Source organism: Peribacillus sp. FSL M8-0224, assembly GCF_038003055.1.
Taxonomy (GTDB): domain Bacteria; phylum Bacillota; class Bacilli; order Bacillales; family DSM-1321; genus Peribacillus; species Peribacillus frigoritolerans.
Genome location: NZ_JBBOOJ010000001.1, coordinates 5,116,159 through 5,130,499 on the forward strand (window position 1 = coordinate 5,116,159; position 14,341 = coordinate 5,130,499).

Consider the following 14,341-nt stretch of genomic DNA (forward strand, 5'->3'; position numbering starts at 1 on the left):
AAACAGGCAAGAAAAATACTTGCCTGTTTTTTAAAAAGTCCGGCTTATTTAATACCGTATTTTTTGTTGAAACGATCAACACGTCCGCCAGCTTCAGCGAATTTTTGACGACCAGTATAGAATGGATGGCACTCTGAACAAGTCTCAACTTTGATCTCTTCTTTAACTGAACCAGTTTCAAAAGTGTTTCCGCAAGAGCAAATTACTTTTGAAAGCTTATAATTTGGATGAATTCCAGTTTTCATTCTTTTCAGCTCCTTATGCCCTGAATCATTCGAAACAGAGTTATATACTTCAAGTTGAGGGAAAAGCACCCTCACATTTATTGTAAAAACACATGAACTCATTATAACAACTTAAAACTAGTTGTGCAACTGTTTGTTTCTTACAGGGTTTAAGAACGTTTTACGCTCGCTGGACCCTTTTTCATTTCTGACATCTCTTCATCCAGCTTACTGAAAAATTCTTCATTGCCTTTTGTCTGTTTTAGACGGCGAAGGAATTTCTCCGAGAAATCAGGCGAATCTGACATCGTTTTCCTAATGGCCCATAGTTTATCCAGGCGATCTTTCGGAATTAGCAATTCTTCTTTACGTGTACCTGAGCGACGAATATCGATTGCCGGGAAGATCCGTCTTTCGGCAAGGGCACGATCTAGATGCAGCTCCATATTGCCCGTACCTTTAAATTCTTCATAAATGACATCGTCCATTCTTGAACCAGTATCTACCAAGGCTGTAGCAAGGATCGTCAGGCTGCCGCCTTCCTCGATATTCCTCGCCGCACCGAAAAAGCGTTTCGGACGATGGAATGCAGCAGGGTCAATCCCCCCTGATAGTGTACGCCCGCTCGGCGGAATGACAAGGTTGTAAGCACGGGCTAGGCGAGTGATGCTGTCCATTAAAATGATGACATCCCGTTTATGCTCCACAAGTCGCATGGCTCGTTCTAACACCAGCTCAGCCACCTTGATATGGTTTTCCGGCACTTCATCGAAAGTTGAACTTACCACGTCTCCTGCGACGGAACGTTCAATGTCTGTCACTTCTTCCGGGCGTTCATCGATCAACAGCACAATCAATTCCGATTCGGGATGGTTTGTGGTTATCGCATTGGCAATTTCCTTGATGAGCATCGTTTTACCAGCTTTTGGCGGTGCAACAATCAGACCACGCTGTCCGAAACCGACCGGTGCCAGGACATCCATAATCCTGGTCGATAAGTTCTTCGGTGTCGTTTCCAGTTTAATTTGCCTGTTAGGATACAGCGGTGTTAAACCTGGAAAGTGGACACGCTCTTTAGCTGATTCCGGATTATCGCCATTGACCGCTTCAACATGCAGCAATCCATAATAGCGCTCGTTTTCTTTTGGAGGCCTTACCTTACCGGACACTTTATCTCCATTTCGCAAATCGAATCTGCGGATCTGTGAAGCCGAAATATAAATATCCTCCGAGCTTGGAGAATAATTAATTGGACGCAGGAAACCGAAGCCCTCGGAAGGGATGATCTCTAAAACGCCCTCCATGAATAGGAGACCATCCTGCTCAGCTTGCGCTTTCAGGATAGCGAAAATAAGTTCCTTTTTGGAAAGTTTGCTGTAATAGGAAACTTTATATTCACGAGCGTGCTCATAGAGATCCTTAAGTTTCATGTTTTCTAAATTAGAAATAGTTAAATTCATTATGACACCACACTTTTATTAATTAAACGTTTTCACCCATACTGAAAAAGAATTGGTTTGTTAGATGGAAGAAAAACCGCAATCCATGTACCCGACCAGAGTTTTCTTAGAAAGGATGATACATTTTTACATGTAAAGAAGAAAATTATTTGAAGGCTTCTTGAAGTTTGGAGTGAAAGGGCAGATTTTAAATTATTAATAGTAGACCAAGCTTTATTTTACTTTTTTTATTTTAATTATTCAACTTAAATTTTTTTAAAGAGAAAGCGAGCGATGAAACCGCTCGCTTTTTAAAAGTGATTTTTCTAAAAAACGCTATCAGTCAATCAAACCATTCGGTTTAATCTTAAGACTGTGACGCCCATCAATGAATCGAACGGTACCAGATTTAGCACGCATGACTACGGATTGCGTTTCGCCGTAATGCCCTTTAAATTGTACACCGCGTAAAAGTTCTCCGTCAGTCACACCTGTTGCAGCAAAAATTGCGTCATCTCCGCGAACAAGATCTTCCATTCTGAGGACTTTTCCTAATTCAAGGCCCATTTTCCCACACCGTTCCACTTCTTCATCAGTATGAGGAACGAGCTTACCTTGAATTTCCCCTCCAAGGCATTTCAAGGCAACGGCTGCAATGACTCCCTCTGGAGCTCCGCCAGATCCGAATAAGATGTCAACACCGGTAAGATCGAAGGCCGTATTTATCGCTCCTGCGACATCTCCATCGTTGATCAATTTGATACGTGCCCCTGCCTCACGAAGTTCATGAATGATCTTCGAATGACGATCGCGGTTCAATACTGTTGCAACCACGTCTTGGATATCTTTATTTTTTGCCTTGGCTACCGCTTTCAGGTTGTCCAACACGGAAGCATTGATATCAATCTGACCAACCGCCTCGGGTCCGACAGCTATTTTATCCATATACATATCCGGGGCATGAAGCAAGTTCCCCTTATCGGCTATCGCCAATACAGCCAATGCATTCCAGCCGCCAGATGCAACGATGTTCGTTCCTTCTAATGGATCAACCGCAACATCCACTAGCGGCCCAAGACCAGTGCCAAGTTTTTCGCCAATATAAAGCATTGGCGCCTCATCCATTTCCCCTTCACCGATTACAACCGTTCCTTGCATGGGAATGGTATTGAAAACATCCCGCATCGCAGTTGTTGCTGCATCATCCGCTTCGTCTTTCTTTCCTCTTCCCATCCAACGAGCTGAATTTAGGGCCGCCGCCTCTGTTACGCGGACTAGCTCCATCGATAAACTTCTTTCCATTTCCGGTTCCCCCTCATGTACACTAGCATGATTTATTTATATATTAGTATAACACATTATATCATATATAGTAACACAATGAGGTAACAAGAAAAGGGATCAGCTTTTAAGCTGCTCCACTTCTTCTTGCGTCATTTCTTCACGCCAAATCGTCGCTCCCAAACCTGAAAGTTTTTCAACAAGATGGCTATATCCGCGATCTATATGTTCAAGCCCGGTCACTTCTGTAATCCCTTCAGCCATTAAACCGGCAATTACCAGAGCTGCTCCGGCACGTAAATCGCTTGCCTTCACTTTTGCCCCGTGAAGTTGGACAGGACCATCGACGATGCCTGCTCTGCCCTCGACTTTGATCTTCGCATTCATGCGTCGCAGTTCATCAATATGCTTAAATCGTGCCCCGTATATCGTATCGGTCACCATGCTAGAACCGCTTGCTTTTGTTAAAAGGGAAGTGAAAGGTTGCTGAAGATCTGTTGGGAATCCAGGGTAAACCAACGTCTTGATATCAACGGATTTATAATTTTCTCCCGGCGAGACAAATATCTGGTCATCACCCGCTTCAATATTAATCCCCATTTCCCTTAATTTGGAAGTCAATGACTCCAAATGCTGGGGAATGACATTATCGATCAGAATCCCTTCACCGACAGCAGCGGCTAAAATCATGAAAGTACCGGCTTCAATCCGATCCGGTATGATCGTATGCTTGCAACCATGCAAACTTTCCACACCATCAATACGAATGATATCCGTTCCAGCACCTTTAATTTTTGCTCCCATATTGGTCAACAATGTGGCGACATCGATGATTTCCGGTTCTTTCGCAGCGTTTTCAATCACAGTGCGGCCTTTGGCCAAAACGGCGGCAAGCATGATGTTGATCGTTGCCCCTACACTAACGACATCCAAATATATGCGTGCTCCCCGGAGCTCGTCCGCCCTAAGGTAAATGGCTCCTTGTTCATTCGTCACTTGTGCGCCAAGTGCTTCGAACCCCTTAATATGCTGATCTATCGGACGGGGTCCCAAATGGCAGCCTCCAGGCAAGCCGATCACTGCCTTTTTGAATTTACCAAGCATTGCCCCCATTAAATAATACGAAGCACGTAACTTCTTGACCCTGCCATTCGGAAGAGGCATTGAAATCATCCTGCTGGGGTTGACTGTCATCTGCCCTTCATCAAAGGACACCTCACCGCCGATTTCCTCCATTAACTCTTTCAGCATCTGTACATCCGAGATATCCGGCAGGCCTTCAATCGTTACGGGAGAGTCCGCTAAAATTGTTGCCGGAATAAGGGCAACCGCACTATTTTTTGCTCCGCTGACACGAATGCTTCCCTTTAGAGGATAGCCACCGGCAATTTTAAGTTTTTCCATAATATACTCCCTTCCACGCTAAGCACTTAGAAGCTACTTCCAAAAAGTAATATTTTACCACAAGAAAATTGCATAATCCGACAACATTTACTATCTAGTTCTTTAGTTTACACAAAAGTAGAAAATTCATGTAAAAAAAAAGATAAAAATTTCTAATTTATGTTAATTTTATTAAAACAGTGCAATCTATAGCGACTTAGCGGCAAGGCATTATGCTTCTGTACGTGAATTCCAATCGTTCAAGAAAGCTTCAATCCCTTTATCCGTTAATGGGTGGTGGAATAATTGCATTAAAACTTTATAAGGGATCGTTGCAATATGTGCTCCTTTAAGAGCCGCTTCTGTAATATGCATCGGATGGCGGATGGAAGCTGCAATGATCTCAGCATTGATATCATGGATTGCAAATATGTCAGCAATATCCGAAATTAAATCCAAACCATTTTGGCCGATATCGTCCAAGCGTCCTAAAAATGGCGATACATAAGTTGCTCCTGCCCTAGCTGCCAATAATGCTTGGTTGGCACTGAAAATAAGCGTGACATTTGTTTTGACACCTTGTTTTGTAAGTGCTGAAACAGCCTTCAAGCCATCTGGAGTCATTGGCACTTTGATCGTGATATTAGGTGCAATCGCAACAAGCTCCTTGGCTTCTGCCATCATTCCTTCAAAATCAAGCGCAATGACTTCAGCAGAAACGGATTCCTTAACAAGGCTTGTGATTTCTTTTAGCCGGTCATGGAAAGAAACTCCCTTTTCCCTGGCAACAAGTGATGGGTTAGTCGTAACACCTGCTAGTACGCCAAGTTCGTGCGCTTGTTTGATTTCTTCCATATTTGCTGTATCTATAAAGAATTTCATAAAATATCCTCCGTATGTAATCGATTTTTTATTTCTCTATTGAATTCTAATTGTTCGAAAAATAGAGATCGGATTAAGCCTTCATCTAAAAGAAACCATTAGGGGGGAGCCCCCCCAATGGGAATATTGCCTTACATTTAAAGGGATGGAACCCTTTTGAAATTATGCTTTGCCGTTTGAACCGAATTCACGAATTTTGCCGATGACCGTTTCTTTGATAGCTTCACGGCCAGGAACCATGTATTTACGAGGATCGTACACTTCAGAATCGTTATTCAGGATTTCACGAACCGCTTTTGTGAACACAATTTGATTTTCCGTATTCACATTGATTTTTGATGTTCCAAGAGAAATCGCTTTTTGGATATCTTTCGTAGGGATGCCTGTACCGCCATGAAGAACAAGAGGTTTGTTCGTTAAATCCCGTACTTCTTCCATTTCTTTATAGCCTAGGTTAGGTTCACCTTTGTATGGTCCGTGAACGGATCCCAAAGCTGGAGCAAAACAGTCGACATTCGTTTCTTTAACCAACTGCTCACATTCTTGAGGGTCTGCATATACGACTCCATCAGCGATTATATCATCTTCTTGTCCGCCAACCGTGCCCACTTCCGCTTCAACCGAAACATTCCGTGCATGAGCGAATTCGACAACCTTCTTGGTTGTTTCGATATTTTCTTCAATTGGATGATGTGAAGCATCGATCATTACTGAAGTGAATCCCGCTTCGATGGCTTCCTTACATTTATCATAACTTGAACCATGGTCAAGGTGAATGGCCACAGGAACAGTGATTTTCATGTCTTCCAACAAACCTTGAACCATCATGACAGTCGTTTTAAAACCACCCATATGACGGGCAGCACCTTCGGAAACACCAAGGATGACTGGAGATTTTTCTTGTTCAGCAGCAGCTAGGATAGCTTGAGTCCATTCAAGGTTATTGATATTGAATTGACCTACTGCATATTTTTCATCAAGGGCTTTATTCAGCATATCTTTCATAGAAACTAAAGGCATTTGATTTCCTCCTACTAGTGGATGTTTATTTTTAAAGTTAATTCTTTCTAGATATTCCCTAAAACCAAAGTAGCATACGCTTTATAAATCAGAATATCTCTCCTCTTTTAGCATATCAATACATCAAAAAAACAGCAACAATTACAACTGTACCATGTCTCAAATTTTATTCCAAAAAAACACGGCCTATCTAAAAAAAGATAGCCGCGGCAATTTCCCCGTCAATAATATTAAATTTTCAAGACCGTTAACTCGATTGAATCGGCAAGTATTCACGAACGGCTTTTCTAATATCATCAATATCAAACGGCTTTGCAAAGTGTGTCATTGCCCCTAAATCCTTTGCTTCTTGAATCATATCAAGTTCACCATATGCCGTCATGATTATGACCCGGATGTCCGGATCGACGACTTTCATCCTTTTCAAGATCTCAATGCCATCCATTCCCGGAATCTTCATATCCAGCAATACAAGATCGGGTGAATGATTATTTAGCACTTCCAAGGCTTGAATGCCATTAGCTGCTTGAAATGTTTCATACCCTTCTTTATGTAACACCTCGTTCAATAAAATACGAATCCCGAATTGATCATCAACAATCAATATTTTCCCTGGCATTTTATCACCTCTCCCCTTCCCGATTCATCCATTAAATATATTAGCCTATTCGGCCTATTACCCGAAAAAGGGTAGTTACATAGATTGCGTTAAATTACTTGAGCAACGCATTTATTCATTCATGATATCTATGTTCATATTCGATAATTGTAACAAAATTCCTGCTGTATGGCTAAAAGGAATTTTAATTTTTTTGTTTTTTCGACCGATTTAGTTAATTCAGCCCTTTGGACCAAAAACCCTGAAACCTGTCAATGCAAAGGAAAGTCCTTTATAATAAGTATATTATTTTTTAAAGGAGTCCCTGATCATGTTAAAAATTTTCTCGACACAGATAAGCGGTTTATTTAAAAAAATGATTGAAAATGAAGCCTTTGAAATGGAGGATGCCGGACGCCTGCTGGCTCAGGCTGTGGTTGGGGACGGTTCTGTGTTCATTCACGGTTTTGGTGAAATGCAGGGCGTCACTGCCGAGGCATTGAATGGGGAAGAACCCTTTCCTAAGGCAAAAAGCTATGATTTAAGTGAAACAATTTCCAAGGAAGATCGATTTCTTATATTCAGCCGCCATTCGGACGATTCAGAAGCATTGATGCTGGCAAAACAACTCAAGGAAAAAGATATCCCATTTGTTGCGGTTTCTACATCCGTCCCTTCCGAAGAAGATTCTCTTTTGGAGTTGGCTGACGTACATATTGATTTACGCATCCAACGGGGATTGATTCCCGATGAAACCGGAAATCGATATGGGTACCCTACCCTCCTTACCGCTCTTTTCGCTTATCATGGAATTAAATTCACTCTTGAAGAAATCATAAAAGAATATGAAGATGAAGAATGATGAATTCATCTAAAAAAGTTCGGAAAAATATATCTTTCATCAAATGATGTTCCCGAACCCACTGACCACTCACTAAATGTTAAAACAAATTTGATTGGAGCGGGTGTGCGGGACTCATGCGGGAAAGCGAGTCTAAGCGGTGCTTGGAGTGGCCATCAACCTCCCAAAGTACAAACCATAAAAAAACTGTAGGCAAACTCGATTTTCTTCAAGTTTGCCTACAGTCTGAAACAGCCACAGGGGCTGTTTTTTTGTTTATTAACGATTTTCGCCGTTCTTTAATGACATACCGACAAAGTCGCGGAATAGCGGCTGTGGACGGTTAGGACGTGACGTGAATTCCGGATGGAATTGGGAAGCCACAAACCAAGGATGATCTTTCAGTTCAATGATTTCGACTAGACGGCCATCTGGACTTGTACCGGAGAACACGAATCCTGCCTCTTCCATAGCTTGACGGTAGTGGTTATTGAATTCATAACGGTGACGGTGACGTTCATAAACAACTTCGTCATTATAAGCTTCGTATGCTTTAGTACCTTCGATAAGCTTACATGGATACAGACCAAGACGCAGTGTTCCGCCCAAATCTTCTACATCCTTCTGCTCAGGAAGAAGATCGATGATTGGATCAGGAGTATCCTCCTTAATTTCAGCTGAATGTGCTTCTGGCAATCCCAGGACGTTGCGTGCATACTCAATGGACGCCAACTGCATGCCTAAGCAAATTCCGAAGAATGGTTTTTTTGTCGTGCGGGCAAATTCAGTCGCTGCAATTTTCCCTTCGATTCCACGATCTCCAAAACCTCCAGGTACAAGGATTCCATCTGCATCTTGAAGAAGTTCTGCAACATTTTCTTTAGTTACATCTTCGGAATTCACCCAGTCGATTTCAACATCTGCATCAAATGCGTAACCAGCATGCTTAAGTGCTTCCACTACAGAAAGATAAGCATCTTGCAATTCAACATATTTTCCGACTAAGGCGATTTTCGTTTTCTTTGATAAAGAAGTAACTTTTTTGACTAGTTCCTTCCAATCTTCCATATCCGCTTCGCCACAATCCAATTGCAAGTGATCACAAACGATTTGGTCCATATTTTGTGCTTGAAGCGCTAGAGGGATGGAGTAAAGCGTATCCGCATCAAGACATTCGATAACAGAATTTTTATCGATATCGCAGAATAAAGCGATTTTATCCTTCATATCTTGTGAAATCGGGCTTTCTGTACGTGCAACGATGATATTTGGCTGAATGCCAAGACTGCGTAATTCTTTTACACTATGCTGTGTCGGTTTTGTTTTCATTTCACCTGCAGCTTTGATGTAAGGAACCAATGTACAGTGGATATACATAACATTATTGATGCCGATATCACTCTTGATTTGGCGAATCGCTTCAAGGAATGGAAGAGACTCGATATCCCCTACAGTACCGCCAATTTCAGTGATGACTATGTCGGCATTCGTTTCATTGCCTGAACGGAAAACCCGTTCTTTAATTTCATTCGTGATATGGGGAATGACTTGAACCGTTCCACCTAGATAATCGCCGCGACGTTCTTTTCTCAGGACGGTTGAATAAATTCTGCCTGTAGTCACATTGCTGTGTTTACCAAGGTTGATATCGATGAAACGCTCATAGTGCCCCAAATCCAAATCCGTTTCAGCACCATCATCCGTTACAAACACTTCACCATGTTGATATGGACTCATCGTACCAGGGTCCAAGTTGATATAAGGGTCAAACTTCTGGATCGTAACATTCAATCCCCTATTTTTTAATAATCTTCCTAAAGAAGCGGCCGTAATCCCTTTTCCCAAGGAAGAAACTACTCCACCTGTCACAAAAATATATTTTGTCATCTTATATCCTCCTAATAGAATGTTTTCTTCCAATTCAGTTCTTCACATCATTAGATCGGAACCTGAATCAAATCTTCCGCCACATGAGCGGTTAAAAGCTAAAAACCGTAACCAGTACAAACCATTAATCACTTAAAGGTCTTTAGTGAGAGTCATGCAGGATACATGAACAAGAATAAATTTCCTTAAATGACAGTTAACATAAATATGTTCTCTATAGTTTTTACAATTCTACGAGAAATCATTTTTAAAAATAAAAAAATGATGTCATTTATTCATTCCATCATTAAAAACAAAAACGCTCCGCTTACAAAAAAGTAAGGGAGCGATATAATTTAATCATTGTGTCCTTTTTTAAGGAGCCCAAAAATGATTCTACAAATTTCGCCTTAAAAAGTCAAGGGCGATTATTTATTTCTCATCCTCTTCATTCAAGTCATCCAAGTCATCTTCGTCTTCATCTTCGTCCTCATCATCTTCCAGGACAAATGCATCATCTTCGATTATTTCTTCTTCCAGATCGTCGTCATCATCCACGTCATCATCCAAAAGCACTTCGTCGATGACTGGAGAACCTAGAATATCATCATCGTCGTCATCTTCATCCTCGTCCAAATCATCGATATCCTCTTCAAAGTCAAGGTCTTCGTCTTCAAGTTCATCGAAATCATCGATGACCACAGCAGCCTTTTTGGCTTTCTTTTTCTTTTTAGGTTTTACAACATGTACGACTTCTTCTTCGATTTGGTCAACCGGGTACCATGTTTTCAATCCCCAGCGATTGTCTCCAAGTGAAGTGAAACGGCCATCCACATTTAAATCCGTATAGAATTGGGCAATTTTCTTTTCCACTTCCGCTTTGGATAAATGGTGCAGCGAAGCTAATTCACTAATTAAGTCTTTAAATGGAATCGGTTCATTTCTTTCAACTAACAAATCATATGCCATCTCTATTAAGGACATTTCCAATAATTGCTCTTTTGAGTATTGTTTTAAACTCAAATTCCGCACTTCCCTTCTCTATTCAAACACTGAATTCCGTGTTTTTTCACATAAAAAAATAATCTAAAACAGTAGTTCGATAAAATAACGACAATTCCTGCTAGACATATACTCCATTATAAACAATCTAAATGGGTTTATGCTAGTTCTATATGATACTTTCACAGATTTACCTTATTGTCTATCATTCACAGGAAACCAAAAGCTAAAGATCATTCCTTTTTTTCTTTTTCGATTTCTGACGATAGGCTGCCGTAAAAAAGACAACAGTCAGGATAAAAAAAGAAATGGCACCCAGTTGATGCTCATACAGCTCAAATAAAAAAATGATGGCAAGAATGTAACCTATGATCAACCCAATCATTTTCAGGTTCATTTTCTCAACTCCAATAGGGCTGATTCTTCATTTTTGCCCCTTTTCCAAATAATTATAAGGTAAAATCTTCATTTTGTTAAAAAAGACGGGAATTATTAAAAAAAAGGGCCCCTAAACGTTCGGAGCCCCCTTCTTTGTTTACATATTTCTTCGATATTGACCGCCTACATCATATAATGCCCTCGTTATCTGACCCAGACTGGCCACCCTCACGCAGTTCATGAGCTCAGCAAAGATATTTTCCCCATTCATGGCTGCCAATTTCAGTTTAGTTAACGCTTCATCCGTGAACTCCTTATTTCTTTCCTGGAATGCCCGGAGATTTATGATTTGCCCTTCCTTTTCTTCCTTGGTTGCACGGGCAATTTCCATGCTGTTCACCGCTTCTTCGGAAGGAGGATTTGGATTCAAATACGTATTGACACCGATGATCGGCAATTCTCCCGTATGCTTTTTCATTTCGTAATGCATCGATTCATCCTGGATTTTCCCGCGCTGATACTGCGTCTCCATTGCACCCAGCACACCGCCTCGATCATTGATGCGATCGAACTCTTGCAGGACGGCCTCTTCGACCAGATCCGTCAATTCCTCCACGATGAAGGCACCTTGCATCGGGTTTTCATTTTTTGAGAGACCATGCTCCTTCGTAATGATCATTTGGATGGCCATTGCCCGGCGCACGGATTCTTCAGTAGGCGTCGTGATGGCTTCATCATACGCATTAGTGTGCAGGGAATTACAGTTGTCCTGCAGTGCCATTAAAGCTTGAAGTGTCGTTCTGATATCATTAAAATCAATTTCTTGGGCATGAAGCGAGCGCCCGGAAGTCTGTATATGATATTTGAGCTTCTGGCTGCGGTCGTTCGCACCATATTTATCCCGCATGACTGTCGCCCAGATCCTTCTTGCCACCCTCCCGATCACCGTATATTCCGGGTCGAGCCCATTTGAGAAGAAGAATGACAAATTCGGGGCAAAGTCATCAATATTCATTCCTCGGCTTAAATAATATTCGATGTAAGTAAAGCCATTCGCTAATGTAAAAGCCAGCTGTGAAATTGGGTTGGCACCCGCTTCTGCAATGTGATAGCCAGAAATGGATACAGAGTAATAGTTCCTGACTTTTCGATCGATGAAATAGGCTTGAATGTCGCCCATTAACCTTAAAGCAAATTCCGTAGAGAAGATGCATGTATTCTGGCCTTGGTCCTCTTTCAGAATATCCGCCTGAACAGTACCGCGTACCGTCTGAAGCGTATAAGCCTGCACTTCTTCAGCTTCGGCATCTGTAAGGGGACGGCCTAGCTCTTCTTCTTTCCGTTGAATCTGCTGATCGACAGCCGTATTCATATACATGGCCAAAATGATTGGTGCCGGTCCATTGATGGTCATGGATACAGAGGTTGAGGGGTGGCAAAGATCAAAACCTGCATACAGCTTTTTCATGTCATCCAACGTGCAGATGCTGACTCCGCTTTCCCCTACCTTTCCATAGATATCAGGCCGGTGATCAGGGTCCTCGCCATATAAAGTTACAGAGTCGAAAGCCGTGCTAAGCCGTTTAGCAGTATCATCCTTTGATAAATAATGAAAACGCCTGTTGGTACGGTCGGGCGATCCTTCACCGGCAAATTGCCGCTTCGGGTCTTCCCCTTCACGCTTGAACGGAAAGACTCCCGCTGTGTAAGGAAAGAAGCCCGGAACGTTCTCACGGAATACCCATCCCAAAATCTCTCCATAATCCACATATTTCGGCAGTGATACTCTCGGGATCATTAAACCTGATAAACTTTTCGTTTTCAGCTTTGTGACGATTTCTTTATCCCTGACTTTCGTTACAAACTGCTCTCCTGCATACTTTTCTTTTAAATCCATCCATCCAGAAAGGATTTTTTTAGATTCAGGTGATAAATTCGAAGCGGTTTCCTTTTTCAGTTTTTCTAAAGAAGCCACCATATCGCCGTCGTTATCATGTTCCTTAACTGCATCAATGGCTCCTTCAAGCTGGAAAAGCCTCCGGGCAATACGCACTTGTTCAGCGGCACGCTTATGATACGATCTGACCGTATCACTGATTTCACGTAAATAATACCGGCGGTCAGTGGGAATGATGACATTTTGTTTGTAAACATCCGCTTCTTTCGAAAAGGCCGTACTCCAAGCCGTTCCTGATTTTTCATTAAGCTTTTCAATCAGTGCGGCAAATAATGCATTGGTGCCTGGGTCATTGAATTGGGAAGCGATTGTACCGTATACTGGCATTTCAGATGGATCTTGATCAAAAAGCGTACGGCTTCTTTGGTATTGCTTTTGAACTTGGTTTTTTGCATCCTCGGAACCTTTGCGCTCGTATTTGTTAATGACTATCAAGTCTGCATAATCAATCATATCGATTTTTTCAAGTTGCGAAGGTGCACCGAATTCACTCGTCATTACATACATGGAAACATCGCATATTTCGGCAATTTCTGCATCACCCTGACCGATCCCGCTCGTTTCAACGATGATTAAATCGAAGCCTGCTGCCTTCACGACGGAAATGGCATCCTTTATCGCCAAAGACAGCTCACTTTTTGAATGGCGCGTGGCTAGGCTCCGCATATAAACACGATCTGAAAAGATCGAGTTCATTCTGATCCTGTCACCAAGAAGGGCACCGCCCGTTTTCTGTTTGGTCGGGTCTACAGATAGAATGGCGACTCTCTCGTCCGGAATTTCGTTAATGAACCTTCGTATCAATTCATCAGTCAATGAACTTTTTCCAGCTCCGCCAGTCCCCGTGATTCCCAGAACAGGAACCTTCTTTTCGGAAGTCTTGATCTGCTCAAAAAGACTCTCCACCGCTGCCGCTGATTCCTGTGAAACATCGAGTCTATTTTCGGCAAAGGTAATAAATTGGGCAATGGCATTCGTTCCCCCGGCAATCAATTCATCAAAACGTTCCTGTAAAGATGGTTTGACTGTCGAGAAATCACACTCCTCCATCAAAACGTTTATCATTCCTTGAAGCCCATATTCCCTCCCTTCATCAGGTGAAAAGATACGGGCAATTCCATAATCATGGAGTTCTTTAATTTCCCTAGGGATGATGACCCCGCCACCGCCGGCAAAAATCCGAATGTGCCCGGCTCCCTTTTCCATCAGCAGGTCATACATATATTTAAAATATTCCACATGTCCGCCTTGGTAAGATGACATGGCTATGCCTTGAACATCTTCCTGGATGGCCGCATTCACGATTTCTTCCACCGAACGATTATGACCTAGGTGAATAACTTCCGCCCCGCTGGACTGAAGGATTCTCCTCATTATATTGATGGATGCATCATGTCCATCAAATAAGCTTGAAGCTGTAACGAATCTAATATGGTTCTTCGGTTTATACACCTCAACTGTACTCATGTA

Annotated in this window: 12 protein-coding genes; 1 reads left to right on the forward strand and 11 read right to left on the reverse strand. The window is 42.1% G+C overall.

Translation table 11 applies throughout. The features are described from left to right. Positions 1 to 44: 44 nt before the first annotated feature. The 7 genes from rpmE to MKX49_RS24925 all read right to left on the reverse strand — a co-directional run bounded on the left by rpmE (position 45) and on the right by MKX49_RS24925 (position 6,848). On the reverse strand, positions 45 to 245 hold the full coding sequence (gene rpmE / locus MKX49_RS24895) for a 50S ribosomal protein L31 (protein WP_034315847.1): 201 nt from the start codon (positions 243 to 245) through the stop codon (positions 45 to 47). 149 nt (positions 246 to 394) lie between these two features. Further along, on the reverse strand, positions 395 to 1,684 hold the full coding sequence (rho, locus tag MKX49_RS24900; RefSeq protein WP_034315849.1) for a transcription termination factor Rho: 1,290 nt from the start codon (positions 1,682 to 1,684) through the stop codon (positions 395 to 397). A gap of 318 nt (positions 1,685 to 2,002) precedes the next feature. After that, a complete protein-coding gene (gene glpX, locus MKX49_RS24905) occupies positions 2,003 to 2,965 on the reverse strand; it encodes a class II fructose-bisphosphatase (protein ID WP_034315852.1) in 963 nt (320 codons plus the stop codon). 99 nt (positions 2,966 to 3,064) lie between these two features. Next, positions 3,065 to 4,348, reverse strand: coding sequence for a UDP-N-acetylglucosamine 1-carboxyvinyltransferase (locus tag MKX49_RS24910; RefSeq protein ID WP_048683515.1), 1,284 nt, complete (start codon positions 4,346 to 4,348; stop codon positions 3,065 to 3,067). 210 nt (positions 4,349 to 4,558) lie between these two features. After that, a complete protein-coding gene (gene fsa / locus MKX49_RS24915; RefSeq protein ID WP_034315855.1) occupies positions 4,559 to 5,209 on the reverse strand; it encodes a fructose-6-phosphate aldolase in 651 nt (216 codons plus the stop codon). A gap of 162 nt (positions 5,210 to 5,371) precedes the next feature. Further along, positions 5,372 to 6,229 carry a class II fructose-bisphosphate aldolase gene (locus tag MKX49_RS24920; protein WP_048683519.1) on the reverse strand — a complete coding sequence of 286 codons (858 nt, stop codon included), beginning with the start codon at positions 6,227 to 6,229 and terminating at the stop codon, positions 5,372 to 5,374. Between the two features lie 247 nt (positions 6,230 to 6,476). After that, positions 6,477 to 6,848: a response regulator gene (locus MKX49_RS24925; RefSeq protein WP_034315860.1), complete on the reverse strand. Its 372-nt coding sequence runs from the start codon at positions 6,846 to 6,848 to the stop codon at positions 6,477 to 6,479. 310 nt (positions 6,849 to 7,158) lie between these two features. On the opposite strand from MKX49_RS24925, the gene MKX49_RS24930 reads away from it, so the two are divergent. Continuing rightward, on the forward strand, positions 7,159 to 7,689 hold the full coding sequence (locus MKX49_RS24930; protein ID WP_063595704.1) for a DUF2529 domain-containing protein: 531 nt from the start codon (positions 7,159 to 7,161) through the stop codon (positions 7,687 to 7,689). A 258-nt stretch (positions 7,690 to 7,947) separates the two neighbouring features. On the opposite strand, the gene MKX49_RS24935 is transcribed toward MKX49_RS24930, so the two are convergent. The 4 genes from MKX49_RS24935 to icmF all read right to left on the reverse strand — a co-directional run bounded on the left by MKX49_RS24935 (position 7,948) and on the right by icmF (position 14,338). Next, positions 7,948 to 9,555: a CTP synthase gene (locus MKX49_RS24935; protein WP_048683527.1), complete on the reverse strand. Its 1,608-nt coding sequence runs from the start codon at positions 9,553 to 9,555 to the stop codon at positions 7,948 to 7,950. Positions 9,556 to 9,966: 411 nt separating this feature from the next. Further along, positions 9,967 to 10,557 carry a DNA-directed RNA polymerase subunit delta gene (gene rpoE, locus MKX49_RS24940; RefSeq protein ID WP_057278194.1) on the reverse strand — a complete coding sequence of 197 codons (591 nt, stop codon included), beginning with the start codon at positions 10,555 to 10,557 and terminating at the stop codon, positions 9,967 to 9,969. A gap of 205 nt (positions 10,558 to 10,762) precedes the next feature. Beyond that, the gene (locus tag MKX49_RS24945) at positions 10,763 to 10,933 is read right to left on the reverse strand and encodes a hypothetical protein (protein ID WP_156319604.1); all 171 of its coding nucleotides are present in this window, start codon (positions 10,931 to 10,933) and stop codon (positions 10,763 to 10,765) included. Positions 10,934 to 11,071: 138 nt separating this feature from the next. Continuing rightward, the gene (icmF, locus tag MKX49_RS24950; protein ID WP_323596375.1) at positions 11,072 to 14,338 is read right to left on the reverse strand and encodes a fused isobutyryl-CoA mutase/GTPase IcmF; all 3,267 of its coding nucleotides are present in this window, start codon (positions 14,336 to 14,338) and stop codon (positions 11,072 to 11,074) included. Positions 14,339 to 14,341 lie beyond the last annotated feature (3 nt).

What these genes read in the sequence shown, in the direction of transcription:
- MKX49_RS24925 (WP_034315860.1), bottom strand. Translation starts at nt 6,848, where the DNA reads ATGCCAGGGAAAATATTGATTGTTGATGATCAATTCGGGATTCGTATT.
- MKX49_RS24910 (WP_048683515.1), bottom strand. Translation starts at nt 4,348, where the DNA reads ATGGAAAAACTTAAAATTGCCGGTGGCTATCCTCTAAAGGGAAGCATT.
- MKX49_RS24945 (WP_156319604.1), bottom strand. Translation starts at nt 10,933, where the DNA reads ATGAACCTGAAAATGATTGGGTTGATCATAGGTTACATTCTTGCCATC.
- fsa (WP_034315855.1), bottom strand. Translation starts at nt 5,209, where the DNA reads ATGAAATTCTTTATAGATACAGCAAATATGGAAGAAATCAAACAAGCG.
- rpmE (WP_034315847.1), bottom strand. Translation starts at nt 245, where the DNA reads ATGAAAACTGGAATTCATCCAAATTATAAGCTTTCAAAAGTAATTTGC.
- glpX (WP_034315852.1), bottom strand. Translation starts at nt 2,965, where the DNA reads ATGGAAAGAAGTTTATCGATGGAGCTAGTCCGCGTAACAGAGGCGGCG.
- rho (WP_034315849.1), bottom strand. Translation starts at nt 1,684, where the DNA reads ATGAATTTAACTATTTCTAATTTAGAAAACATGAAACTTAAGGATCTC.
- MKX49_RS24930 (WP_063595704.1), top strand. Translation starts at nt 7,159, where the DNA reads ATGTTAAAAATTTTCTCGACACAGATAAGCGGTTTATTTAAAAAAATG.
- MKX49_RS24920 (WP_048683519.1), bottom strand. Translation starts at nt 6,229, where the DNA reads ATGCCTTTAGTTTCTATGAAAGATATGCTGAATAAAGCCCTTGATGAA.
- icmF (WP_323596375.1), bottom strand. Translation starts at nt 14,338, where the DNA reads ATGAGTACAGTTGAGGTGTATAAACCGAAGAACCATATTAGATTCGTT.
- MKX49_RS24935 (WP_048683527.1), bottom strand. Translation starts at nt 9,555, where the DNA reads ATGACAAAATATATTTTTGTGACAGGTGGAGTAGTTTCTTCCTTGGGA.